Origin of the sequence: Acetanaerobacterium elongatum (assembly GCF_900103835.1) — a bacterium.
Classification (GTDB): Bacteria; Bacillota; Clostridia; order Oscillospirales; family Ruminococcaceae; genus Acetanaerobacterium; species Acetanaerobacterium elongatum.
On the sequence record NZ_FNID01000029.1, the window covers coordinates 13801 to 39712 of the forward strand.

The following is a 25912-nucleotide window of genomic DNA, read 5'->3' on the forward strand; positions in this document are numbered from 1 at the left end:
CCTACATCTTTATTTGTAGCGCCATGATGATTTTGTAGGGGCGATTATCAATCGCCCGCAGTAATATCCGAAATATATAAAACAGGAGGCAGGCATGGCTCAGGTACACATCATCGGTGCGGGCCTTGGGGGGTGCGAGGCGGCCTATCGGCTGGCCTGCGAGGGCGTTTCGGTTACGCTTTACGAGATGAAGCCGCTTGCCCATTCCCCCGCGCATAAGCTCGATACCTTCGCCGAACTGGTTTGCTCAAACTCCCTAAAAGCCGAGCGTCTAAACTCTGCCGCGGGGCTGCTCAAACACGAAATGCGCACACTCGGTTCCGTTACAATGCAGGCCGCCGACGCAAACCGCGTGGAGGCAGGCGGCGCGCTTGCGGTAGACCGCGAGGGCTTTTCACAGTTTATTACCGATAAGATTAAAAGTAACCCGAACATTGAGATAAAATACGGCGAAGTTAAAGAGCTGCCTGCCGAGGGCGTTGTAATTGTCGCCACAGGCCCTCTTACACAGGGGGCGCTTGCCGAGGATATCCGAAACCGGTGCGGGAGGGAGTATCTAAGCTTCCACGACGCCGCGGCACCCATCGTTTCACTGGATTCCATTAACCTCGATAAGGTTTTTTATGCCGCACGCTATGGCAGGGGCGAGGATGATTACATCAACTGCCCGTTTGATAAAGAGGGCTACGAGCGCTTCTGGCAGGAGCTTGTTAACGCCGAGAGTGTACCCCTAAAAGAGTTTGAAAAGGAGCACTTCCGCGTTTATGAGGGCTGTATGCCTATAGAGGTGATGGCAAAGCGCGGCGCCGATACTATCCGCTTCGGCCCCCTAAAGCCCGTCGGCCTGCGCGACCCTAAAACCGGCCACCGCCCGTGGGCCGTGGTGCAGCTCAGGCGCGAAAACGCAAGCGGCACCTTGTATAATCTGGTGGGCTTTCAAACCAACCTTAAATTTGCCGAACAAAAGCGCGTCTTTTCTATGATACCCGGGCTTGAAAACGCCGAGTTTGTGCGCTATGGGGTGATGCACCGCAACACCTTCTTAGACAGCCCCCGCCTGCTCGACCGTTTCTGCCGCTTAAAGAGCGACCCGCGCATCTTCTTTGCCGGGCAGATTACCGGCGTAGAGGGCTATATCGAATCCGCCGCAAGCGGTATTCTTGCAGGGTATAACGCGGCGAGACTTATAAAGCAACAAGAGCTGTTGAGCCTGCCCGCCGACACCATGCTCGGTGCGCTGACGGCCTATGTCAGCGACGAGCAGGTAAAGGATTTTCAGCCCATGGGCAGCAATATGGGTATTCTGCCGCCGCTTGAAACACGCGTAAAAGGCAAGGAAGAACGGTACACCCTGCTTGCCGAGCGCGCGGTGGCATCACTTGAAGCATATCTCAGCAAAATGAGTATACAAATAAAAAGGAGAAAGCATGATGAAGGTAATTGTTGACGGATTTGGCGGCGACAACGCGCCCATAGCGGTTCTAAAGGGCTGTGAGCTTGCGGTGAGGGAATATGGGGTTACCGTGCTGCTGACGGGCGATACCGAAAAGCTCACGGCCTGTGCGCAGGAAAACGGTGTTTCTCTTGCGGGCTTTGAGTTTGCAAACGCCACGCAGGTAATCTCGATGGAGGACGAGCCTACCGATGTAATCAAGGCAAAAAGCGACTGTTCGATGGCCGTAGGGTTAAAGCTTTTAAAGGAGGGCAAGGGCGACGCGTTTGTAAGCGCAGGCAGCACCGGCGCACTGGTAGTAGGCTCGTCCACCCTTGTTGGACGTATTAAAGGCATTAAGCGTGCGGCACTCGCCCCCATGCTGCCCACCTCCAAGGGCATGTATATGCTGATGGATTCCGGCGCGAACCTCGACTGCCGCCCCGAGATGCTGGTGCAGTTCGGTATCATGGGCTCGGTATACATGGGCAAAATTGCGGGCATCAGTAACCCCCGCGTGGGCGTTGTAAACGTGGGCACCGAGGAGACCAAGGGCACCGAGCTGGAGCTTGAGGCAAACGAGCTGTTTAAGCTGGCCCCCGTAAACTGCATCGGCAACGTAGAGGCGCGCGAGCTCCCCTTAGGCGGTTGCGAGGTTGCGGTAACCGACGGCTTTACCGGCAACGTAATCCTAAAGCTCACCGAAGGGCTTGCCAAAGGCTTCTCGGCCAATATTAAGAAGATGCTGCTCAAGAATGCGGGCACCAAGCTGGCGGCACTGCTGCTAAAAAGCGGCCTGCAGGAGTTTAAAAAGAGCATGGATTATACCGAATACGGCGGCGCCCCGCTGATGGGCATTAACAAGCCGGTGATCAAGGCGCACGGCAGCTCGGATGCCAAGGCCTTTAAGAACGCCATCCGTCAGGCGAAGGCGTTCCATGAGCAGAATGTAATCGGCGAGATCGAGGCCGGATTAAAGACGCTCAGCTCTAAAATGGCCGAGCGCGAGAGCGCTCAGGTTGGGGCAGCCGAATAGCCTGTATCGGATTCAATAAGCACAACCCCCTGAAAGGAATGTCATATCTTGAAGGAACTAATGGAAAAGCTCGGGTATCGGTTTAAAGACCCTGCCCTTTTAAAAACGGCCCTTACCCACTCCTCCTACGCCAACGAAACCAAGAAGGGCACTATCTGCAACGAGCGCCTGGAGTTTCTGGGCGATTCGGTGCTGTCCATCGTGGTGTCGGAGTACCTGTTTACGCATTACAAGCACCTGCCGGAGGGCGAGCTTACCAAGCTGCGCGCTTCTTTGGTGTGTGAACGTATGCTGTGGGAGTTTGCCAAACAAATCGACCTTGGCAGCTATATCCTGCTCGGACGCGGGGAAGATCTCTCGGGCGGCAGAGAGCGCCCATCGATTCTGTCCGATGCGTTTGAGGCGGTGATTGCCGCCATCTACCTTGACGGCGGCATTGAGCCGGTAACGCAGTATATCCTAGGTTTTGTGAAAAAACAGCTGGAAGGGAAGAACCAGACCCCGTTTAAGGACTATAAAACCATGCTGCAGGAGATCATCCAGCAAAACAGGGAAGAGAGTGTTTCGTACTATCTGGTGGATGAGAGCGGCCCCGATCACGACAAACGCTTTACCGTAGAGGTGCACCTCAACAGCAATGTCATCGGCACCGGCATTGGCAGAAGCAAAAAGGATGCCGAGCAGCAGGCCGCGCGTGAGGCGCTGGAGCTGATGGGCAAATGAGGCACGCCAACGTAGCGTTGTTTGTGCCGCACCTGGGCTGCCCGCACTGCTGCTCGTTCTGCAACCAGCGCAGTATCTCCGGCAGTCAGGAGCCGACCACCCCCGCTATGGTGCGTAAGGCCTGCGATATTGCATGCAAAAGCCTCGGAGATCGGGTGAAGGATGCAGAAATCGCCTTCTTCGGCGGCAGCTTTACCGCCATCGAGCGGGACGTGATGATATCTCTGTTAAAAGAGGCCAAGGCGTGCATTGACGAATTGGGCTTTATGGGTATCCGCTGTTCCACAAGGCCGGACGCCATCGATGACGAGGTACTCGGTCTGCTAAAGCAGAACGGCGTTACCTCTATCGAGCTGGGCGCGCAGAGCTTGAACGACGAGGTGCTGCGTAAAAACAACCGCGGGCACACGGCTAAACAAGTAAAAACAGCCTCGCATATGATTAAACAGGCGGGCTTCTCGCTAGGCCTGCAGATGATGGTGGGCTTGTACGGCGGCAGCGAGGCCGAAACGCTCAAAACCGCGCAGGGCATCTGCGAACTTAAACCGGATACCGTGCGTATCTACCCGACAATCGTGATGAAGGGCACCGAGCTCGAACGCCTGTACCGTGAAGGGTTATATACACCTCTTTCCTTGGATGAGACGGTCGACCTGTGCGCACAATGTCTGACGCTGTTCGAGCAGTACCACATCAAGGTTATCCGTGTGGGGCTGCATGCCGAGGAAGAGCTCAGGCAGGGCATGGTGGCCGGGCCGTTTCACCCCGCCTTCCGTGAGCTGTGCGAGTCGCGCCTGATGCTTCAAAAGCTCAAAGACGAGTTGCAAAGCCGAAATATCCCACAGGGGGATGTTACGGTGCGTGTATCGCCGAAGGCAGTTTCCAAGTTGATAGGGCAGCATAAAATTAATGTGGAAATTCTCAAAGAATTAAACTATAATTTAACTGTATACCCCGATGAAACGGTTGTGCCTAACGAATTTACAATTGATTCCTAACACCTTAAAGGATGTGTCGCTTTGATACTCAAATCCCTTGAAATACAAGGCTTTAAGTCGTTCCCCGATAAAACCAAGCTCTCCTTCGGCGGCGGTATCACCGCGGTGGTGGGCCCGAATGGGAGCGGGAAAAGCAATATCAGCGATGCCGTTCGCTGGGTGCTGGGCGAGCAATCCACCAAAACGCTTCGCGGCAGCCGCATGGAGGATGTCATCTTTGGCGGCACCAAGCTCCGCAAGCCGGTGGGCTTTGCGCAGGTTGCCCTGACTATTGATAACACCGACCATTCTCTCCCCGTAGAAAGCGAGGAGGTAACCGTTACCCGTAAGCTCTACCGTTCGGGAGAGAGCGAGTACCGCATTAACGGCAACAGTGTGCGCCTAAAAGACGTCTACGAGATGTTCATGGATACCGGCCTTGGCAAGGACGGCTACTCCATTATCGGGCAGGGGCGTATCGCCGAGATTGTGGGCGCCAAGAGCGCCGAGCGCCGCGAGATCTTTGAAGAGGCCTCGGGCATCTCGAAATACCGCTACCGAAAAACCGAAGCGGAAAGGCGGCTTGAGCAGGCGCAGGAGAATCTGTTAAGGCTCAAGGATATCCTCACCGAGCTGGAAGACCGCGTGGGGCCCTTGAAAGTACAGTCTGAAAAGGCACAGGCGTTTTTAAAGCTCTCGGAAGAGAAGAAGCAGCTAGAGGTTTCGCTGTATATCAAGCAGCTTGATAAGGCCAAGGAGGCGCTGCGCGAGCAGGAAAACCGCATCATGGTGTGCAAGGCCTCCTACGACGGGGTAGACGATGAGCTTACCGCACTGGAGGAAGCCATCAACGCCATCTTTGCCCAGGCGCAGCAGTGCGCCGTTGCCATCGAGGGCAAGCGTACCGAGCGGCAGGCGATAGACGAGGAGCTTTCTAAGCGCGAATCGGAGATTGCGGTTCTGCGCAACGATATCTTTCATAAAAACGAAACCATTTCGCGCATACAGCGTGATATAGATACACAAAGCCTTGCCGTAAGCGACATTGATGCGCAGATATCGGCAAGGCTTGCGCAGCTTGAAGCAAAAAACGCCCTGATTGGTGAGCTGGAGACCACCTGCGCCGAGAGGGAAGAGACCTTAAATATCTTTTTAACCGATAACGCCCGCCACAACGACCAGCTGGAATCGGTAACCCGAGAGCTTGCCGTCATCAACCAGCAGCTTGCGCAAAGCCGTGTTACCGAGCTTACCTCTGCCTCTTCGCTCGAGGAGCTTGCGCAGCGGCGCGAAACGCTTTCACACGGTCTTGCCGCCAAGCAAACCGACAGCGAGCGCCTGCGCGCAGAGCTTGCCGAGCTGCAGGGCTTTGTGGATGAGCTTGACGGAAAGATTGAGAGTGAATCGAATACCGTAAAGGGCTATGAGTTCGAGCTTTCCAAGCGCAAGGCAAAGCTGGAGGAGAGTGCAAAGCAGTTAAACACACTCGACCTTGCCATCAAAGAAAAACGCCAGAATGCCCGCCTGCTAGAGGATCTTGAGCGCAGCATGGAGGGCTTTACCCAGAGTGTAAAAACTGTGATGAAGCTTTCGGGCGGCGGGGCGCTGCGCGGCGTGCTGGGGCCGGTATCCAGCCTGATTCAGGTGCCGCAGCGCTATACCGTAGCGGTAGAAACCGCGCTTTCGTTTGCCCTGCAGAATATTGTGGTGGAAAACGAAGAGGTGGCAAAAAGAGCCATCGCGATTTTAAAAAGCGAGAATGCCGGGCGTGCAACCTTCCTGCCCGTATCCACCATCGAGGGTAATGTGCTGGATGACCACGCGCTGTCCTCCCACCCCGGTTTTGTGGGCGTAGCCAGCAAGCTGATAGCATTTGATACGAAATATACCGGCATCGTCAACTCCCTGCTCGGCCGGATTGTGTTCTGCGAAGACCTTGACAATGCCGTAGCCATGGCGAAAAAGAATGCTTACCGCTTTAAGATCGTCACGCTCGACGGTCAGGTTGTAAACGCGGGCGGTTCATTAACAGGTGGTTCGACGGTAAAAAGCTCCGGTCTGTTAAGCCGCCGCAACGATATCGAGCGCCTGCACGAGCAGGCAAAAGAACTAGAGCAGAAGCTTGCCACCGTTACCACTGAGCACGACGCCTTAAAAGCTGAAATCGCCGGGGTGGAAGCCGAGTTCTTGGCGACCCGAAGCGTACTCGAAACCATGCAGGAAGACAAGGCAAAGGCCGAGATTGAGCGCCAGCTGGCACAGCGTAACCTGCAGGAAAACGAGAAGAATATCGAAGAGATTACCGCCGAGCTGACGCGTTCCGAGGAGCGTACTCAAAAGCTTACGCAGGAGCTGCAGGCCGCAAAGGCCGAGCTTGCCGCAAAGGCCGCGCGCGCCGCAGAACTGGAAGAGCAGCTTAGCACCACAAGCCAGCTCAAGGACGAGCTGCGGCAGAAGCGCCGGGAGCTTACCGACGAAATCTCTGCCTTAAAGATGCAGATACTGGGCGAAACCAAAGAGGCAGAGGGCTTAAAGCAGTCGGCGGCCGAGCTTGCCGAGCGCAAGCTGAGCCAGAGCGGACGCTTTGAGGAGCTAAACGCCGAGATTACAGCCCTTTCGGGTGAGATTAGCGACATAAACGCTAAGATTGAGGAGATACTTCTTTCAAAGGAAGAGGTAAACGCCAAAGCCGCCGCAATAGAAGCAGAGATTCATGCGCTCTCGGAGCAGCGCCTTGCCTTTGAAAAGCAGGCCAATGAAAAGCGCGGAGAGGAAAAGGCCATTCTTTCACGCCGCGAGGATATCTCAAAGGAGATGGCGCGTTTAGAGGAGCGCAAGGTAACCGCGCAAACCGATTACGATCAGATTATCGCCAAGCTGTGGGATGAATACGAGCTTACCAAGAGCGAGGCATCGGCCATTGCGGGCGAGATACCGAGCGTTACCAACGCCCAGCGCACCCTTTCCGAAATTAAGGGTAAGATTAAGGCGCTTGGCACCGTGAATGTGGATGCGATTGAGGAATACAAAGAGGTTTCGCAGCGCTATGAATTCTTAAAGGCACAGGTGGCCGATGTGGAAAGCTCACGCGACGAGCTTTTACGCTTGATTAATGAGCTTACGTTTAAGATGCGCGAAATCTTCACCGAAAGCTTCGCGCAGATTAACAAAAACTTCGGCGAGGTATTTGTCGAGCTGTTCGGCGGAGGTTCCGCCCATCTGGACTTAACCGACGAAGGCGATGTGCTGGAAAGCGGCATAGAGATATTTGTAGAGCCGCCGGGCAAGATTATCAAAAGCCTTACGTCGCTCTCGGGCGGCGAACAGGCGTTTGTGGCTATTGCTATCTACTTCGCCATTCTCAAGGTTCGGCCCGCGCCGTTCTGCCTGCTGGATGAGATTGAGGCGGCACTCGACGACGTGAATGTATCCAAGTACGCTCAGTACCTGCACCGGCTTAACGATAAAACCCAGTTCATCACCATCACCCACCGCCGCGGCACCATGGAGGAAGCGGATGTACTCTACGGCGTAACGATGCAGGAAGAGGGCGTTTCTAAGCTGCTGGAGCTGAAGGTCAGCGAGGTAGAGAGCAAGCTGGGGTTGAAGAATACATAATGCGCGGGCTGAAAGGAAAGTTTGCATGGGATTTTTTGAAAAACTGACGGGCGGGCTTAAAAAAACACGCGATTCTATGGCAAAGGCCGTAGATTCCATGTTTAAGTCATTTACCAAGATTGATAAGGAGCTGTTCGAGGAGCTTGAGGAGATACTTATCATGTCGGATGTGGGCGCTGTTACGGCAGCCGATATCTGCGAGCAGCTCAAAGATCGCGTCAAGGAAAAGGGGATTACCGACCCTGCCTTGGTAACCGCCGAGCTGCAGGGGCTTATTGCCGATATGCTGCGCGGGGGTGAGGCTTTGAAGCTTACCACCAAGCCCTCGGTGATACTCATTATCGGGGTGAACGGGGTTGGGAAAACCACCACCATCGGCAAGCTCTCGGCTAATCTGAGGGCAAGCGGTAAAACGGTGGTGTTAGGCGCTGCCGATACCTTCCGTGCCGCAGCTATTGACCAGCTGGGGGTTTGGGCCGAGCGGGCGAATGTGCCCATGATACGCCACAGCGAGGGCAGTGACCCTGCCGCCGTGGTGTTCGACACGCTCTCCGCCGCAAAATCGAGAGGCGTTGACGTGGTAATCTGCGATACGGCGGGCCGCCTGCATAATAAGAAAAACCTGATGGATGAGCTTAATAAAATCACCCGTGTGATTGCGCGAGAAGCACCGGGCTGCGATCTTGAGGTACTGCTGGTGCTCGATGCTACCACCGGCCAGAATGCGCTCAATCAGGCGCGTGAGTTTAAGGATGCCGCGGGCATCACGGGTATCGTGCTCACCAAGCTGGACGGCACGGCGCGCGGCGGCGTGGTAATCGGCATTAAGAACGAGCTTCAGGTGCCCATCAAATATGTGGGTGTGGGCGAGGCCATTGACGACCTTCAGCCCTTTGACGCCGATGCGTTTGCCAAGGCGCTGTTCGGAAAAGGCGAGGAATAGGTACACAAAAGCTTTCAAGCGAAAGGAACGTTTATGGCCTTAATACACGAACTTGTATTCGCCTCCACAAACAAGGGAAAGATAAAAGAGATGGTAGCACTGCTAAAAGGAACGGGCATCAAGCTGCTGTCGCTTAGTGATATCGGCTTTACCGGTACAATCGAAGAAACCGGCACTACGTTTGAAGAAAACGCACGCATCAAGGCCAGGGCGGTTTGCGCCTTCAGCGGCCTTCCCGCCTTTTCGGATGACAGCGGGCTGTGCATAGACGCGTTGGACGGCGCCCCGGGGGTTTATTCCTCCCGCTTCTTGGGCGAGGATACCCCCTACGAAATTAAAAACCGTATGGTGATTGAAAAACTAGCCGGTGTTGCATCTGAAAAGCGTACGGCACGCTACGAATGCGCGGTTTGCTGTGTGTTCCCGCAGGGCGGCGAGCTGGTTACTCACGGCGTTTGCAAAGGTGTTATCGGCTACGGGCAGCGTGGGAATAACGGCTTTGGCTACGACCCTATTTTCTATGTAGGCGAGAAAAGTCTTGCAGAGTTTACCGATGACGAGAAGAATGCCATTAGTCATCGCGGGCAGGCAGTACGCGCGTTTGTAAAACGCCTGCAGGAGTATGTGAAAGAATAAAAGGGAAGAGGCGAATCATCTATGTTAAACAGCAAACAACGGGCAACCCTCAGAGGCATGGCCAATACGATAGATACTATTCTGCAGATTGGCAAAAGTGAGGTTTCTGATACACTGATTAGACAGGTGGACGATGCACTCACTGCGCGGGAGCTGATTAAGCTGCGTGTGCTGGAGACAGCGCCCTACTCCCCACAGGAGGCCGCCGAGCTGGTGGCGGAAAAAACACAGTCCGAGGTTGTTCAGGTAATAGGCACCCGCTTTGTGCTTTACCGGCGCAACCGCAAGAAACCGGTTATAGAGATATAATGCAAACCGGTACAAATGCAGGCAATGTATTAAACGCACAATCTTATATGTATATGAAGTCATAACTTGAAAGGCATGAATGACAATGCGCAGAATCGGTATCTTTGGCGGAACCTTTAACCCTATTCATGAGGGGCATCTGCATCTGATTGCCGGGTTTTATCAGCAGCTGGGGCTCAGTGAGGTTATCTTAATCCCCGATTATACCCCGCCGCATAAGGTTGCCAATGATCTGGCCGACGGCGAAGACCGGTATAATCTATGCCGTATCGCCACACATGGCATTCCCTATATCCGCGTAAGTGACTATGAGCTGCGCAGGCAGACAAAAAGCTACACCGTTTACACCCTTGAGCATTTTGCAGACCTTTACCCAGATGATGAGCTGTGTCTGCTCATGGGCAGCGATATGTTTTTCACTATGGAAACCTGGCATCAGGCGCAGCGTATCTTTGAGCTTGCAACCCTGTGTGCGGGTGCAAGAAACGCCGGGGAATATGAGAAGCTATTAAGCCATGCTCAGGAGCTTCGTAAAAAGGGGGCCAGAGCCGAGGTAATCAGCCTTGATGCCCTCAGCGTCTCCTCCACCGAAATCCGTGAATCCATCAAAGCCGGAAACCATGCTCCTCAAGGCTTGCCAGACGCGGTGCAAAAATATATCGAAACGGTGTGCCTTTACACCGAAGAGCGCCCGGAGGTGCTCAGGTATAAATCGCTGCTAGCTGATATGCTTTCGCCCAAGCGCTATTATCATTCGCTCTGCGTTGCAAGAGAGGCGACTGCCCTTGCCGTAATTTTTGGCGCTGACGCCCAAAAGGCTTATACCGCCGGGCTTTTACACGATATTGCAAAGGATATGAGCACCGAGCAGCAGTTGCAAATGCTGGCGAAGTTTGATATAATTTTGTCCGATGCCGAAGAACGCTCCAAGCAGCTTTGGCACCCGATTGTCGGTGCGGTTTATGTTCAGCATGAGCTTAGTATAAACGACTCCGAAATCATCAATGCTATAAGATACCACACTACTGCCCGCAAGGGCATAACATTGTTAGAAATGATTATCTATCTCGCAGACTGTATTTCCTTTGACAGAGATTACCCCGACGCAGCTATTTTACGCGAAAAGATAACCCATAGCCTTCAAGACGCCATGCTTAGCGCACTCTCGCTGACCATCCAGTCCCTGGCCAAAAGAGATTCGCTCATCCACATTGATACGATCGAGGCCTATAACGATTTATGCTAGAGAGCTTATTGCCCTTATCCCTTGCCGGCAGATTAAGCAGGAGGCTTAATCTTGAATAAGAAGCACGCTATTGTTTTCTCCATAACCTTTGTTATAACTCTGGCCATACTGTCTGGTGTATATTTTGCGCTGAACACCAGCTTTTTGGCGCAAAAGCCCGAATCGGATGTAGAAAACACATCTTCTCAGGTTGTAGGTTCCTCCTCGTTAGAGGACGTTGCTGTTCCCAATAACGCAAAAAACACCACTTTTCTGCTTTGTGGGCTGGATTTAAGCGAAAAGCTTACCGACGTCATCATGGTGGTAAACCTTGATACCGAAAAGAATGAGGTAAATGTCCTGCAGATTCCGCGCGATACCTACATTGGTATGGAGCGCTTCAATACAGGTAAGATCAATGCCGTTTACGGCACCAAGCAAAGCGGCACCACCCCGATCGGCAGGCTGATAAAAGAGATTAACCGCGATTTTAAGCTGCCGATTGACCATTATGCCACCGTAAACATCCCAGGCTTAAAGAATATTGTTGATTCCATGGGCGGCGTTACAGTAAATATCCCGCAAACTATCGATTTTGAGCCGGGTAAAGTTCTTAAAAAGGGCATGCAGACCTTAAACGGCGAAAAAGCTGAATGGTTTGTACGTTATCGTAAGGGCTACAACAACGCCGATATTGGCAGAATGCACGCACAAAGCCTGTTTTTAACTGCCTGCGCAGAAAAGGCGCTCAAGATGTCTAAAACCCAGATGCTCTCTTTTGTTACGCAGAATATGAACAATATCACCACCGACCTCACCCTCGCGCAGGTGGTCGGCTATTACGGCAGCGTAAGCAATATGACGATTGACAATATTCACTTCTATGCGCTGGAAGGCTCCGGCGTGATGTATAAGGGTTACGCGGTATACTGCCTGGATAAAGATAAGGCCGCCGCCGTGCTCAACGAGCATTTCCGCCCTGAAGGAAGTACGGTTCCCGCAAAGGATTTAAAAATCGTCGAGGTACAGGCCGAGCCTGCCATGTCTGTTAACAGCCCGGACAAAACGGTTGGAGACAGTGAACAGGCTCTTACAAAAGGTGAAAGTACTGTGAGCACAAGCTCAATAAAATAGAATTCTAATATTGGGAGGAATTTGAGCGGGATGACTTCGTTAGAAACTGCAAAAAAGATTGTTTCGATACTGGACACTAAAAAGGCAGAGGACATTCGTGTAATCCGCGTACGAGATCTGACCGTGCTTACCGATTATTTTGTGCTCGCTTCCGGTACAAGCTCTACCCATGTAAAGAGCCTCACCGATGAGGTGGAGTTCCAGCTAAAGCAGCTCGGTACAGCGCCTGCGGCGGTAGAGGGATATGGCTCCGCACAATGGGTGGCGCTCGATTTCGGCACCGTAATTGTTCATGTATTCTACCCCGAGGCCAGACGCTTTTACGATCTGGAGCGACTATGGGCCGACGGCGAAAAGATAGATATTGATTCCCTGCCCAAACAGGACTAGCCCGTAGTTTGCCCTTAGAAAGGATATGACTATAGATGAAATACGAAAACTTCAAAGAGGTTGAGCGTAAATGGCAGAACATCTGGGATGAGAAGGATGTTTTTGCCGCAACCAACGATTACACAAAGCCGAAGTACTACGCGCTGGTGGAGTTCCCGTACCCCTCGGGGCAGGGCCTGCACGTAGGTCACCCGCGTTCCTATACCGCACTTGATATCGTGGCGAGAAAAAAGCGGCTGCAGGGGTATAACGTACTCTACCCCATGGGGTGGGACGCCTTTGGTCTGCCTACCGAGAACTACGCTATGAAGAACCATATTCACCCCGAGCTCGTTACTCAGAAGAACGTGGCGCGGTTTAAGTATCAGCTCAAATCCCTCGGTCTTTCGTTTGACTGGAACCGCGAGATTAACACCACCGACCCCGACTATTTTCGTTGGACACAGTGGATATTCCTTCAGCTTTTCAAAAAGGGCCTTGCCTATAAAAAAGAGATGGCGGTGAACTGGTGCACCGGTTGTAAGGTGGTGCTGGCAAACGAAGAGGTTGTTAACGGTGTATGCGAGCGCTGCGGCGGTGAGGTGGTACGTAAGGTAAAGAGCCAATGGATGCTCAAAATTACCGAGTATGCACAGCGCCTGCTGGATGATCTGGATACTGTCGACTACATAGACAGGGTAAAGGTTTCACAGCGCAACTGGATTGGCCGTTCCACCGGTGCCGAGGTAGAGTTCACTACCACTGCCGGAGACATCCTGAAGGTTTTCACCACCCGCCCCGATACCCTTTTCGGCGCTACCTACATGGTAATGTCGCCCGAGCATGAGATGATTGAAAAATGGGCGAACAGCCTTACCAATATCGATGCCGTAAATGCCTATCGTCAGGAGGCCGCCAAAAAGTCGGACTTTGACCGCACCGAGGTAGCCAAGGAGAAAACAGGTGTAAAGCTTGAGGGTATTATGGCTATCAACCCCGTAAACGGCACGCAGATTCCCATCTATATCGCCGACTATGTTCTCACCAGCTACGGCACCGGCGCCATTATGGCTGTGCCCGCACACGATACCCGCGACTGGGAGTTTGCCAAGAAGTTTGGTCTTCCCATTATCGAGGTGGTGAAGGGCGGCGATGTGCAGAACGAAGCCTTTACTGACTGCTATACCGGCGTGATGGTGAACTCCGGATTCCTGGACGGCATGACGGTGGAAGAGGCCAAAAAGGCCATCATCGCATGGCTGAGCGAGCATAAAAAGGGTGAGCCCAAGGTAAACTTCAAGCTGCGCGACTGGGTATTCTCCCGCCAGCGCTACTGGGGTGAGCCTATCCCGATTGTTATCTGCGATAAATGCGGCTTTGTGCCGCTGCCCGAAAACGAGCTGCCGCTTCGTCTGCCGCACATCGATTCCTACGAGCAGACCGAGACAGGCGAGTCTCCGCTGGCAAAGATTGATTCATGGGTAAATACCACCTGCCCGCACTGCGGTGGCCCCGCCAAACGCGAAACCGATACCATGCCCCAGTGGGCGGGATCCTCGTGGTACTTTATGCGCTACTGCGACCCCACCTGTGCAACCGGAATCGCCGCCAAGGAGGCACTCGATTACTGGCTGCCCGTGGATTGGTACAACGGCGGTATGGAGCACACCACGCTGCACCTGCTCTATTCCCGTTTCTGGCATAAGTTTTTATACGATATCGGCGTGGTTTCTTCTCCAGAGCCCTATGCCAAGCGCACCAGCCACGGTATGATACTGGGCGAAAACGGCGAAAAAATGAGCAAATCGCGCGGCAACGTGGTAAACCCCGATGATATTATCAATGAGTACGGCGCCGATACCATGCGCCTTTACGAGATGTTTATCGGCGATTTTGAAAAAAGTGCACCGTGGAACACCGCGTCCATCCGCGGCTGTAGAAGGTTCTTAGACCGTATCTGGGATCTTTCCGAGATTGTTATCGAAGGCAGCGACTACCGTGCCGAGCTGGAGACCCCCTTCCATAAAACCATCAAGAAGGTTTCAGAGGATATCGAGAGCCTGAAGTTCAATACTGCTATCGCGGCATTGATGTCGCTGCTCAACGACATTACCAAGCTTGGTACCATCAATCGCGCTGAGCTTAAAACCTTCCTGCTGCTCATCAACCCCTTTGCGCCCCATATCACCGAGGAGCTGTGGCAGAAAAACGGCTTTGAAGGCATGGTTACGCAGCAGAAGTGGCCGGAGTTTGACCCTGCGAAGTGCCGCGAAAATACCATCGAGATTGTAGTGCAGGTAAACGGCAAGATCAGGGATCGCTTGGTGATTGCCGCAGACGCCAAGGCTGAAGAGGTGCTTGCACAGGCGAAGATTACACCCCGCACGGCGGAAGAGCTTGCTGGGAAGCAGATTATTAAAGAGCTTTATGTACCCGGCAAACTGGTGAATCTGGTGGTAAAACCTGTTTAAACAAAACGTCCGAAAGTATTGACATACAGACGCTATCCATTGTATAATAAGTTTCGTTACTAAAGTTGAAACCCTATTTTTTTGAGGTTTTTATTTTAGATTACCCTGCCGCGTGGCGGAGGGAGGGAATTAAAAATGGCAGAAATTCGTATTAAAGATAACGAGTCCCTTGACAGCGCTCTCAGACGTTTTAAGAGACAGTGCGCCAGAGCTGGTGTTTTGCAGGAAGTTCGCAAAAGGGAGCACTACGAAAAACCATCCGTTAAGCGCAAGAAGAAGTCGGAGGCTGCACGTAAACGCAAGTTTAAGTAAGCCTGTAGACAGGTAAAAATACCTGAAAAAGCAAGCGGGCAGTATCTGCCCGCTTTTTTCATTCTTAAGATAATCATTCCTTTTTGAAAATTGTGCGGTTTTAGCTTTAGCCCAAAATTGTGGTTGTTGACCCATAAGCACAAAACCCCAGCTTGAAAGATTTATTTATGCTAATTGTAAGAAACAAACAGTCATATATTGTATGGTACTGTTACCGCTTTTTAACGTAGCATAGCAACGGGTAATGTGAGCAGTATGATACTATCTAATACAGGGGGTGTCTCAGCTTGCGAAACAGGAAGGTGCCCGATCTTATACTCGAAAGGGTTTGGCAGATTAACGAAACGGTGCTTTCACAGCTTAACATAAAGGCGCTCATCCTTGATGTTGATAATACCCTTTCCGTCCATGGGGCACCCATTCCGGCGGGTGAGGTTGTTCCCTGGATGCAGAAGATGAACGAAATCAAGGTGCCGCTGATAATCCTTTCGAACAACACCCAGAAGCGGGTGCAGCCCTTTGCAAAGCGGCTGAATCTGGAGTTTGTCCATTTTGCAATCAAGCCGCTGCCGGGTGGTTTTAAAAGAGCTGCAAGGCTTTTAAAGCTTCCCCCAGAACAGATTGGTGTGGTGGGAGACCAGATTTTTACCGATATTTTGGGGGGCAACCTTGCGGGCATGAAAACCATCCTGGTAATGCCGTTAGGGGAGAGCGGCACACGGTTTATAAAATTTAAACGGTATTTTGAAAAGAAATATATCAATCTATATTATAAAAACAAGCGTGATGAATGAAGCTAAAAGGTCAATGCAGAAAGGAATGACTACAATGGGTATCCGTTTCGGGCCTGCCGGCAACTCCGATAGCTTTGCAGCACTGGGCTATAAAAAGAACACCGATATTCCAGCCTATCTTGTAAAGATGGGCTTGAATGCTTATGAGTACCAGTGCGGACGAGGTGTAAAGATTTCCGATGCCTCGGCTTCAGAGCTAGGCGCGAAGGCGAGGGAGCAGGATATCCAGCTTTCCCTGCACGCGCCCTATTATATCTCGCTTTCCAGTGTTGAAGAAGAGAAGCGTAATGCCTCCATCGGCTATATCCTGCAGAGTGCGCGGGCGGTGAATGCCATGGGCGGCACGCGTGTGATAATACATTCCGGCTCCGCCTCGCAGATTTCTCGTGAACAGGCGCTCAGCTATGCAAAGGATACACTTCAAAATGCGGTGAAGGCACTGGATGAGCACGGCTATTCGCATATCCGCCTCTGCCCGGAGGTTATGGGCAAGATTAACCAGCTGGGAACACTCGAAGAGGTTATTGAGCTCTGCAGGGTAGACGAGCGGTTTATCCCATGTATTGATTTTGGACACTACAATGCGCGTACCTTGGGTGGGCTAAAAACCTTTGAGGACTATCAATTCATATTCGACAGCATTGAAAACGCGCTGGGCCTTGAGCGCCTGCGTGAGTTTCACTCGCATTTCTCCAAGATTGAGTATACCCAAAATGGCGGAGAAAAGCGCCACCTCACCTTTGCTGATGAGGTTTTCGGCCCGAGCTTCGAACCGGTGGCGGAGCTGATATTGAAAAAAGGCTGCTCGCCGACCATTATCTGTGAGAGCGACGGCACGCAGGCAGAGGACGCCAAAATCATGAGTGATATTTATGAGGCAATGAACGTTAAGAGAAACTAGCAAAACCGAGGAAAGGACAAGCTGAGTATGAACAGAAACATCCTTATCATCAACGGGCCAAACCTGAACCTAACAGGCACCCGCAAGCCGGAGATCTACGGCAGTACCACACTTACGCAGATTAACGAGCGCATTGCGCGCCACGCGAGCGAAAAGGGCCTTACCTGCAACTTTTATCAAAGCAATCATGAGGGAGCCATCATCGATAAAATCCACGAGGCAAGGGGCGTATACGCGGGGGTGATTATAAACGCAGGTGCTTACTCCCATTACAGCTATGCCATACGCGATGCCATTGAGGCGGTGGAGCTGCCCTTTATAGAGGTACACCTTTCCAACATTTTTGCACGCGATGAGTTCAGAAGCAAATCGGTTCTGTCTGCTGTCTGCCGCGGACATATCAGCGGCTTTGGTGCTGATTCCTACCTGCTGGGCGTGGAGGCGCTGGCGCTTGTTCTGGATAAGCAGGCTGCCCAAAAGCCGCAGCTGTAATCAATAGCGTTCACCGTGTCTTGCATGTGCATAGAATAGTATTATGCGATAAACTTCGGCCCGCTGTTACTGCAGTTTAATTTTACAACACAAAACTATTATAATGAAGGCGATTATTATGTCAAAACTTGCAGAATTAATTCGGCGTCTGCCAGACGGGATAGACGCTGCACTTATTGTTTCGCGGCCCAACCGGCGCTATTATCTTGGTTATGATTCTCACGATGCGGGGCTATTATTTGTAACCCGTGAGGCAGCTTATTTTATTATTGATTTTCGTTATATTGAAACTGCGCGCGCCAGGGTAAAAGACGCTGTTGTTTTGCTGCAGGATAATCTGGGCGAGATGCTCCGCTCGCTGTGTGAGCAGCATCATGTAAAGCATGTGGGGGTTGAAACGGGCGCGCTTACTTTAAGGGAATTTGCGCGTTTTCAAACTATGCTGCTGTCGGTAAAGCTCAGCGATTCAAACGATCTGGATAATAGTATCCTCAGGCAGCGCTCGGTTAAAACTCCCGAGGAGATTAAGCTGCTAAAAGAAGCCCAACGTCTTACCGACGAAACCTTTTCCTATATCCTAAATCGCATTGCTGCCGGAAAAACCGAAAAAGAGGTGGCACTGGATATGGAATTCTACATTCGCGCGCAGGGTGCAGAGGCGGCTTCGTTTGATTTTATCGTGGTAGCTGGCAAGAATAGCTCGTTACCGCACGGCATACCGGGAGATAATAAACTCAAAAAAGGCGATTTTGTTACCATGGATTTCGGCGCATTGGTGGACGGCTATCACGCCGATATGACCAGGACCATTGCCATCGGGTCTGTAAGCGAAGAGCAGCAAAGAGTTTATGATACGGTATTAAAGGCACAGCTTGCTGTATTGAATGTGCTTAAAGCAGGCGTAAAATGCGATGATATGGACAGAATAGCAAGGGAGATTATTTATTCCGCAGGTTATGAGGGCTGCTTTGGACATGGCCTCGGGCACTCGGTTGGGGTGGAAATCCACGAACAGCCCCGCTTCTCCGCTACCTGTACAAAGCAGGCAGCCGCGGGAACAGTGATGACAGTGGAGCCGGGCATCTACCTTGAGGGCCGTTTCGGCGTACGAATTGAGGATACAGGTGTGCTTACCCAGGAGAGATTTGATAATTTTGCAAAAAGCCCCAAGGAACTGCTTATCCTGTAATTAAATATGTCTGTTAATGAAAATAATGGATACCACGAGCTTTTTCACCTTAAAAATTATAAGAATACAGTAATAATCCGCCCTAAAACTAAAAATAATACTTGAAATGTTTTGCATTTTAATATAAACTTAGAATGTTATGAACTGACTATCCGGTGCTAGCATATTTTTGTGGCACTGTAATTTATGGAGGTTTTCGTTGTATGGTTACTGCAGGTGAGTTTAGAAACGGCGTGACGTTTGATATGGACGGTAACGTTGTACAGATTATTGAATTTCAGCATGTAAAACCGGGTAAAGGCGCTGCTTTTGTCCGCACAAAGATTAAAAACGTTATCACCGGTTCCGTGGTTGAAAGAACCTTCAACCCCACCGAAAAGTTCCCGCTTGCCGTTATCGAAAGACGCAACATGCAGTATCTGTATAAAGAGGGCGACCTTTATTACTTCATGGATAATGAAACCTACGAGCAGATGCCTATCAGCGCCAATACGTTAAACGACAACTTCAAGTTTGTAAAAGAGAATACCGACGTAATGGTGCTTTCTTATAAGGGCAGTGTATTCGGCGTAGAGCCTCCGTTCTTTATTACATTAAAGGTTACTCATACCGAGCCCGGTGTAAAGGGCGATACCGCCACCAACACCACTAAGCCTGCTGTTTTGGAAACCGGCGCGGAGATTCGTGTTCCCCTATTTATCAATGAGGGTGAATTGATTAAGGTTGATACCCGCGTTGGCGAGTATATGGAAAGAGCTTAGTGTCAATACTCTAATTAATCGGTACACGAAGTGAATAACGTAAAGGAGGCTGACCGGTATGAACGCAATGGAAAAGGTAGCATATATCAAGGGCTTGATGGAGGGCCTTGGCATCGAGGATTCCACCAAAGAAGGCAAGGTGCTCAAGGCGATGGCCGAAGTGCTGGAGGAGCTTGCTGCAAGCGTTTCTGATTTAGAGAGCGAGCTTAGCGAGGTTTACGAGCATGTTGATTCCATCGACGAGGATCTGGGCCTGCTCGAGGATGATTACTACGGCTATGATGACGATGAGGATGACGATTGTTGCTGCTGCGACGATGATGAGGATGATGACGAGGAAGACGACGAGGAGCTCTACGAGGTAGTATGCCCCAAGTGCGGCGATTCCATCTGCATCAACGAGTCAATCATCGAAACCGGCACTATCGATTGCCCGAACTGCGGCGAAAAGCTGGAGTTTGATATCGACGATGAGTGTGATTGCGATAACTGCAGCCATAAGGAAGACTAATTGCTTTCGATGCAGTTTTAACCAGCCCTAAAACAAGGACAGGCCGAATGGAACGCCGTTTGGTCTGTCCCTTTTGTTTCATCTGTAGCCTATAAGAGAGAGGAATGTCACAGGTATGGCCAAGCGTGTAATGATTGGTATGAGCGGCGGGGTAGACAGCTCGGTAGCAGCCCTTTTGCTCAAGCAGCAGGGCTATGAGGTGGTGGGCGCTACCTTTCGGCTGTTTAACGAGGGCGACCTCAAGCTAAACGGCGAGTCGCGCTGCTGTTCGCTCGACGACGTAAACGATGCGCGTATGGTGTGCGATACCATTGGAATTCCTCATTATGTATTAAACTATAAAGAGTTGTTTCGCAAACGGGTGGTGGATACCTTTGTGCAGAATTATCTGAAGGGTATCACGCCCAACCCATGTATAGACTGCAACCGCTATATCAAGTTTGAGGCGTTTTTACAAAAGGCCCGTTCAATGGGTATTGATTATATCGCCACCGGCCACTACGCCAGGATATGCCGTAACGACGAAACCGGGCTTTACAGCCTTTACCGCGCCCAAATTCGTGATAAAGACCAGAGCTATGTGCTATACCATTTAAATCAGCATTCGCTCCCCTATACGCTTATGCCGCTGGGTGGGTACAGCAAGGCTGAGGTGCGTGCCATCGCGGAAGAGAACGGCCTTGTGGTGTCTCATAAGCCCGACAGCCAGGACATCTGCTTTGTGCCGGACGGCGACCATGTGGGGTTTATCAAGCGCTACACAGGCTATAAGCCGCAGGAGGGTGTGTTTACCAACAAAGACGGCAAAATCCTCGGGCATCACAGCGGGGTGCAGAACTTCACAATAGGCCAACGCAAGGGGCTTGGCGTCAGCCTTGGCAGGCCCGTGTTTGTAGTCGACATCAATGCGGCTGCCAATACTGTGGTGTTGGGGGAGGAGCAGGAGGTTTTTTCAGACATACTGCTGGCTGGTGACATCAATATGGTTAGTGGGATGACAATTGAACAGCCCTTTGCTTGCATGGCAAAGATACGCTATTCCCACAAAGAAGCTCCCGCAACAGTGTCTCCGATAGCTGACGGCTGCCTGCGTGTGGTGTTTGAAGCCCCGCAGCGAGCAATTACGAAGGGGCAGTCGGTAGTATTTTATAACGGTGACGAGGTGCTGGGTGGAGGAACAATAATCTAGCTGGCGATTTGTTTTTTGGTATTGACAGCTGGCCGCTTTTTATGATATTATAGAACACGCGATAACGCATATGCGGATATGGCGGAATTGGCAGACGCGCTAGATTCAGGTTCTAGTGAATGCAAGTTCATGCAGGTTCAAGTCCTGTTATCCGCACCAATACTAAACACAAGTCTTAAAAGTTAGGCTATGTGTTTACTGTAAAGAAAGACCCAACCGAAAGGTTGGGTCTTTCTTTGTTGTAGCATAGTATTAAACACAAATGTTACATTGGATATATAACATTAATATCGAGGTGGAGGTTACCCCACTGGGTGACAACCAAAAACAGAGCACCTACCATATGGTAGTAATAAAATAGAACGATTAGTAATAGAGGTATCATAAGCGGTTGAATGATTCACACCAAGCGAAGATAGCTTTACGTTACTATAGCCTTATATCAAGTGGGAGTATTGTTTATTTATCGAGTACCTCATTATTAGACACCGTCTAAAATGAGGTACTGCTTTTTATAAAGCTTATGAATTCTCTAGTATGCCCTGTCGCAATTGAAGAATGTTTTTCTCAATTTGCTTTATTACTGTGAGAAAAGCCTCGTCATCTTTCCCTGTCGGATCATTAAGGCCCCAATCTTCACGCCTTTTACACGGCAGGAATGGGCACTGAACATTACACCCCATTGTAACTACGATATCTATTGGAGGGATTTCACCGAGCAACTTTGAATACTGTTCCTTCTCCATGTCAATTCCGTAAATCCGCTTCATAAGCCTCACGGCATCCTGATTGATCTGTGGTTTGTTTTCCGTTCCAGCAGAATAGCTTTCAAATGCATCCGAAGCCAGGTGTTTGCCCAATGCCTCCGCAATCTGACTGCGACAGGAGTTGTGTACACAAATGAATGCTACTTTAGGCTTGCTGCTCATTTTCAATTCCTCCGTGTCTTAAAGGTTTAACAGTTCATCTCCCTTGATATCTTCACCACTCCATGCAATCAAAGCAAAATGGCCATTAGAGTGTTCATCCACCTTGTTAATCCATTCAATTTCATTGCTTGCCTTCACTGAGAGGAGCTTGTTGGTGGTACCTGTACGGTAGAGTGACTGATTTATAACCCACCATTTTACATGGATGGCCGCGCGCTTTAAGTCATCCTCAAGCCGCATCGCTTCATAGACAGGGGTAGTCTCCGGTAGAGTAACAATGATAACCTCTGTTTCATTACTCTTCAGACGAGGTAAGAGCCTCATCACCGCAGCAGGAATCTCGCCCTTGGTGCGCTGAATCTCATGGTTATAACTTTGGGTGGATTCGAGTAAAAGTAAGGTATGACCAGTCGGTGCTGTGTCAATCACAACAATCTGCTCATCCGCTTTCTCTACCACATCTGCAAAGGCTCGGAATACCGCAATCTCTTGGGTGCAGGGGGAACGCAAATCCTCTTCGATATAAGCTATATCCTCAGGTGACATGCCTTCCGCCCGGGCTTTCTCCAGAACCTCAGTCTGATACTTTTTTAACTCTGCTTGTTCATCAATGTGGCTCATGGTTATATTTCCGGTTTCACCCAATACAAACTTCAGGTGGGCAGCGGGATCTGTTGTGGTGAGATGCACCTTCTTACCCTTTTTAGAGAGTCCTAAGGCTATCGCAGCTGCAACTGTAGTTTTGCCAACCCCACCCTTACCCATGGTGAAGATTACCCGTCTGTTACTGATGTATAAATCCTCAATTACATCTTTCAGTTCAGGAATAACATCGGCATGAACCTTATCGCTGCGAAGAATACAATTATCTTTCGTCAGCAGCGCCCTTACATTTTCCACACCCGTAATGTTATAGGCTCTGAGCGGTATAGTATAGAGGGCCAGATTTAATAAGCCCTCCGGCATTTTGGAAAGGGCCTTTTGCTGCTTATTATATAGACTCTCAGACACACTATCGTCATAGCTTGAAAGCACGCCGTTTAGTACTAGCATTTGATTATTCACGCCGAGTTCTGCTAGCTCTTTGGATGCCCTTTCTGCCTCTTTGAACGGTGTCTCCTCTGGGCGTGATACAAGGATGAGGGTAGTAAGATAGCTGTCAGCTAAGGTTTTAACAGCATTCTTGTAAACTGCCTTTTTGTTCTCCAAGCCAGATAGTTGCCCCAAACAGGACGCACCATGCGTGCTTTCACTGATGAAATTGCTCCAAGCCGAGGGTAACTGTAACATTCTGAGCGTATGACCGGTGGGTGCGGTATCAAAGAGGATATGGTCATACTCCGCCTGCACTTGCTCGTCGGTAATAAACTTGGAAAACTCATTAAAAGCTGCAATCTCGATTGTGCAGGAGCCAGAAAGCTGTTCTTCCATATTGTTGATTACCGATTCCGGCAGTTTCCCGCGATAGGGTGCAACAACGCTTTCACGATATTCAGATGCAGCCTGAATCGGATCAAGGTTTGCAACAGTTAGGTTTGGAACCTCGGGAATTGGTATTCCCTTATTATCAAGCTCCATTGCAAATACGTCCTGTAGGTTGGAGGCCGGATCGGTGCTGATGAGCAAAACCTTTTTGCCGCTATCGGCAAGATTTACAGCAGTTGCACAGGCTGCAGAGGTTTTACCAACGCCACCTTTACCCGTAAAGAAAAGATATTTCGTGAGTTTCAGTTTTTCAGTGCCAAAAACTTCAGGCATTAGCAGCAACCACCTTTACAACCACATCCACCGTTTCCGTTGATTTTTTTGGGTGTTACCTTAACTGCTTTGGGTTGCTCCCCCACAAAACTCATAGGAACGTCTAGTAGTGTTACAAACTCCTCGTTTGTAGGATACCGGCCTGTGATTACTATTTGATTATCAACAACGATTACCGGGAGTTCATTGACGCCCTTTTGATTTATGAAGTCATTCACAGCTTTATTACTTATAAAGGCCTGTGGTGCGCTTGAAAGATTGAATCTCTCTACTTCTATGCCATCCTTTTTAAGCGTAATAAGTACGGTTGAAATCCGAAGAAGCTCGGGATCAACGCTAACGCCGCATAGTCCGGTAGAGCAGCACATCGCTGGCTCATAAATAGACATTTTTTTCATAGCAAGCATCTCCTTAAGTATTTATTTAATATCAGGTGAGGGTTTCGGGAACCATTGCGTGGTCTTGTTAGCGATCTTAACGAGAATTAACATCACCGGTACTTCCGTAAGGACTCCTACTGTTGTTGCCAAAGCTGCGGGAGAAGATGTGCCGAACAAAGCTATTGCAACCGCTACAGCTAACTCAAAAAAGTTGGACGCACCAATCATACCGGCAGGTGCTGCAATATTGTGGGGTAGTTTAAGCCATCTGCACGGAATATATGAAATGAAGAAGATTAAGAATGTCTGGATGGTTAGCGGTAACGCAATGAGTAGGATGTGCAGCGGATTATTCAGGATGGTATCACCCTGGAATGCAAAAAGAAGTATAAGTGTAAGTAATAGACCAACGATGGTTGCATTATCGAATTTGGGTAGAAACTGTTTCTCAAAATACTCCAGTCCTCTTCTTTTAGTAACCAACAGTCTGGTGAAAATACCGCCGGTAAGGGGGATTACCACAAACAAAACTACCGACAGGATTAGTGTATCCCACGGAACCGATACATTGCTGACGCCAAGCAAGAATTTCACAATGGGTACAAAGGCGATGAGGATAATTAGATCATTGGTCGCCACCTGCACAACCGTGTAGGCAGGGTCTCCCTTAGTTAACGTACTCCACACGAAAACCATTGCCGTGCAGGGTGCCGCGCCGAGAAGTACAGCTCCGGCAAGATATTCTTTTGCAAGGTCGGGGGTGATGAAGCCTTTAAAAACCACATATAGAAAAAGGGATGCTATGGCATACATGGTAAAAGGCTTAATAACCCAGTTCGCAATCCATGTTACAAATAGACCTCTGGGGTTCTTGCCAACGTTCTTAATGCTTTTGAAATCCACCTTCATCATCATCGGGTAGATCATTACCCAGATTAGTATTGCGACTGGGATGGAGACTCTAGCATATTCGAACTGATTTAAAAATGTCGGTATGACAGGCAGAAATTTGCCGATAAGTACACCGGCTGCCATACAAAGAGCCACCCAGATAGTTAAGTACTTTTGAAAGAAACCTATGCCTTGTGTTTTATCATTACTCATAAAATATTACCCCATCATAAAAATACTTTATTAACTACTAACTACCCGTAGTCAGAACAAATGACACCTGCATTTGTGTCCGCATCCGCACATGGAATTACCCCCTAATCGTTATTGTTACACAGGTTCTGCTCTCTGCATTTTTTGCATTCTTCACCATCCGCTAGATAGGCAGGGATATTTTTTAACTTTTGCTGCAGGTAAGCCCAAAGTACGCTGTGTTCAGTCCTAAAAGTATCGCTAATGCGATAATATGCCCATTGAGCTTTTTTAGAATAAGACAGAATACCTGCATTTTTAAGTGTTGTAAGATGTCTTGAGGCGTTTGACTGCGTTAATTTCAGGCCTTTTTCGATCTCACATACACACATCTCATCATCCCAGATTGCAGCCAATATTCGAAGCCTCGTTTCATCCGATAAAGCTTTAAATATATCAACCATGTATTGTACCTCCTTTAATACGTATATGCGCATTTACTCATATAGTATGCCACAAAAAAGCCATTGTTACAATGACTTTTTGAATACTCTCCTATGATTTTAACTCGGTTTTTTGCATGTATGTGTACTTCACATGTTTATTATTAGCTTCTCATATACGGCTAATAAATCACCTTCATATTGACCTATACCAAGTTTGACGGACACCATAAACATCAAGTAAAATGAAAAGGAAGAAAGGTTTATGGTGAAGAAAGATGGGAAAAGTATTCAGCC

At 50.0% G+C, this 25912-nt stretch carries 25 protein-coding genes and 1 tRNA gene; 21 read left to right on the top strand and 5 right to left on the bottom strand.

The genetic code is table 11. From position 1 onward, the window contains the following. Positions 1 to 94 precede the first annotated feature (94 nt). The 21 genes from trmFO (at position 95) to BLR50_RS10605 (ending at position 21181) form a co-directional block, all read left to right on the top strand. Positions 95 to 1447, top strand: a complete 1353-nt coding sequence (gene trmFO / locus BLR50_RS10505; protein ID WP_092641778.1) for a methylenetetrahydrofolate--tRNA-(uracil(54)-C(5))-methyltransferase (FADH(2)-oxidizing) TrmFO — start codon at positions 95 to 97, stop codon at positions 1445 to 1447. Next, complete coding sequence (plsX, locus tag BLR50_RS10510; protein WP_341465417.1) at positions 1428 to 2468, top strand: phosphate acyltransferase PlsX; 1041 nt, start codon at positions 1428 to 1430, stop codon at positions 2466 to 2468. The genes trmFO and plsX overlap by 20 nt, the downstream gene beginning before the upstream one ends. Before the next feature lie 60 nt (positions 2469 to 2528). After that, positions 2529 to 3191 carry a ribonuclease III gene (rnc, locus tag BLR50_RS10515; protein WP_092641852.1) on the top strand — a complete coding sequence of 221 codons (663 nt, stop codon included), beginning with the start codon at positions 2529 to 2531 and terminating at the stop codon, positions 3189 to 3191. Then, entirely contained in the window at positions 3188 to 4189 is a 1002-nt protein-coding gene (locus tag BLR50_RS10520) for an elongator complex protein 3 (protein ID WP_092641784.1), read from the top strand. The genes rnc and BLR50_RS10520 overlap by 4 nt, the downstream gene beginning before the upstream one ends. A 21-nt stretch (positions 4190 to 4210) precedes the next feature. Beyond that, positions 4211 to 7786 carry a chromosome segregation protein SMC gene (gene smc / locus BLR50_RS10525; RefSeq protein WP_092641787.1) on the top strand — a complete coding sequence of 1192 codons (3576 nt, stop codon included), beginning with the start codon at positions 4211 to 4213 and terminating at the stop codon, positions 7784 to 7786. Positions 7787 to 7811: 25 nt separating this feature from the next. Continuing rightward, positions 7812 to 8729: a signal recognition particle-docking protein FtsY gene (ftsY, locus tag BLR50_RS10530; protein ID WP_092641790.1), complete on the top strand. Its 918-nt coding sequence runs from the start codon at positions 7812 to 7814 to the stop codon at positions 8727 to 8729. Positions 8730 to 8762: 33 nt separating this feature from the next. After that, positions 8763 to 9365 (top strand): RdgB/HAM1 family non-canonical purine NTP pyrophosphatase, encoded by a 603-nt coding sequence (rdgB, locus tag BLR50_RS10535; RefSeq protein WP_341465418.1) that lies wholly within the window; start codon positions 8763 to 8765, stop codon positions 9363 to 9365. 21 nt (positions 9366 to 9386) lie between these two features. Next, positions 9387 to 9674 carry a YhbY family RNA-binding protein gene (locus BLR50_RS10540; protein ID WP_092641793.1) on the top strand — a complete coding sequence of 96 codons (288 nt, stop codon included), beginning with the start codon at positions 9387 to 9389 and terminating at the stop codon, positions 9672 to 9674. Positions 9675 to 9759: 85 nt separating this feature from the next. Next, positions 9760 to 10920 (top strand): nicotinate-nucleotide adenylyltransferase, encoded by a 1161-nt coding sequence (gene nadD, locus BLR50_RS10545; RefSeq protein WP_162840406.1) that lies wholly within the window; start codon positions 9760 to 9762, stop codon positions 10918 to 10920. A 51-nt stretch (positions 10921 to 10971) separates the two neighbouring features. Next, the gene (locus BLR50_RS10550; protein WP_092641800.1) at positions 10972 to 12033 is read left to right on the top strand and encodes an LCP family protein; all 1062 of its coding nucleotides are present in this window, start codon (positions 10972 to 10974) and stop codon (positions 12031 to 12033) included. Between the two features lie 30 nt (positions 12034 to 12063). After that, complete coding sequence (rsfS, locus tag BLR50_RS10555; protein WP_092641803.1) at positions 12064 to 12423, top strand: ribosome silencing factor; 360 nt, start codon at positions 12064 to 12066, stop codon at positions 12421 to 12423. A 35-nt stretch (positions 12424 to 12458) separates the two neighbouring features. After that, on the top strand, positions 12459 to 14873 hold the full coding sequence (gene leuS / locus BLR50_RS10560; RefSeq protein WP_092641806.1) for a leucine--tRNA ligase: 2415 nt from the start codon (positions 12459 to 12461) through the stop codon (positions 14871 to 14873). Between the two features lie 135 nt (positions 14874 to 15008). Then, complete coding sequence (gene rpsU / locus BLR50_RS10565; protein WP_092641808.1) at positions 15009 to 15185, top strand: 30S ribosomal protein S21; 177 nt, start codon at positions 15009 to 15011, stop codon at positions 15183 to 15185. A 287-nt stretch (positions 15186 to 15472) separates the two neighbouring features. Then, the gene (locus tag BLR50_RS10570) at positions 15473 to 15979 is read left to right on the top strand and encodes a YqeG family HAD IIIA-type phosphatase (protein ID WP_092641811.1); all 507 of its coding nucleotides are present in this window, start codon (positions 15473 to 15475) and stop codon (positions 15977 to 15979) included. Between the two features lie 34 nt (positions 15980 to 16013). Then, positions 16014 to 16880 (top strand): TIM barrel protein, encoded by an 867-nt coding sequence (locus BLR50_RS10575; RefSeq protein ID WP_092641814.1) that lies wholly within the window; start codon positions 16014 to 16016, stop codon positions 16878 to 16880. 27 nt (positions 16881 to 16907) lie between these two features. Next, on the top strand, positions 16908 to 17372 hold the full coding sequence (gene aroQ / locus BLR50_RS10580) for a type II 3-dehydroquinate dehydratase (RefSeq protein ID WP_092641817.1): 465 nt from the start codon (positions 16908 to 16910) through the stop codon (positions 17370 to 17372). A 118-nt stretch (positions 17373 to 17490) separates the two neighbouring features. Beyond that, positions 17491 to 18561 (top strand): M24 family metallopeptidase, encoded by a 1071-nt coding sequence (locus tag BLR50_RS10585; protein ID WP_162840407.1) that lies wholly within the window; start codon positions 17491 to 17493, stop codon positions 18559 to 18561. A gap of 203 nt (positions 18562 to 18764) precedes the next feature. After that, positions 18765 to 19322, top strand: a complete 558-nt coding sequence (gene efp, locus BLR50_RS10590) for an elongation factor P (RefSeq protein ID WP_092641823.1) — start codon at positions 18765 to 18767, stop codon at positions 19320 to 19322. Between the two features lie 58 nt (positions 19323 to 19380). Then, a complete protein-coding gene (locus BLR50_RS14585) occupies positions 19381 to 19833 on the top strand; it encodes a CD1247 N-terminal domain-containing protein (protein WP_092641826.1) in 453 nt (150 codons plus the stop codon). 115 nt (positions 19834 to 19948) lie between these two features. Further along, positions 19949 to 21022 carry a tRNA 2-thiouridine(34) synthase MnmA gene (gene mnmA / locus BLR50_RS10600; protein ID WP_092641829.1) on the top strand — a complete coding sequence of 358 codons (1074 nt, stop codon included), beginning with the start codon at positions 19949 to 19951 and terminating at the stop codon, positions 21020 to 21022. A gap of 72 nt (positions 21023 to 21094) precedes the next feature. Then, positions 21095 to 21181 (top strand) — tRNA-Leu (locus BLR50_RS10605). A gap of 362 nt (positions 21182 to 21543) precedes the next feature. Here the strand turns inward: BLR50_RS10605 and BLR50_RS10610 are convergent. From BLR50_RS10610 to BLR50_RS10630, 5 genes are all read right to left on the bottom strand, one after another. Next, a complete protein-coding gene (locus BLR50_RS10610) occupies positions 21544 to 21951 on the bottom strand; it encodes an arsenate reductase ArsC (RefSeq protein WP_092641834.1) in 408 nt (135 codons plus the stop codon). A gap of 18 nt (positions 21952 to 21969) precedes the next feature. Then, entirely contained in the window at positions 21970 to 23709 is a 1740-nt protein-coding gene (arsA, locus tag BLR50_RS10615; RefSeq protein WP_092641837.1) for an arsenical pump-driving ATPase, read from the bottom strand. Then, positions 23709 to 24107 (bottom strand): arsenite efflux transporter metallochaperone ArsD, encoded by a 399-nt coding sequence (gene arsD / locus BLR50_RS10620; protein WP_092641840.1) that lies wholly within the window; start codon positions 24105 to 24107, stop codon positions 23709 to 23711. The genes arsA and arsD overlap by 1 nt, the downstream gene beginning before the upstream one ends. A gap of 21 nt (positions 24108 to 24128) precedes the next feature. Further along, entirely contained in the window at positions 24129 to 25193 is a 1065-nt protein-coding gene (gene arsB, locus BLR50_RS10625) for an ACR3 family arsenite efflux transporter (protein ID WP_092641843.1), read from the bottom strand. Between the two features lie 104 nt (positions 25194 to 25297). Next, entirely contained in the window at positions 25298 to 25636 is a 339-nt protein-coding gene (locus BLR50_RS10630) for an ArsR/SmtB family transcription factor (RefSeq protein WP_092641846.1), read from the bottom strand. Between the last annotated feature and the right edge of the window lie 276 nt (positions 25637 to 25912).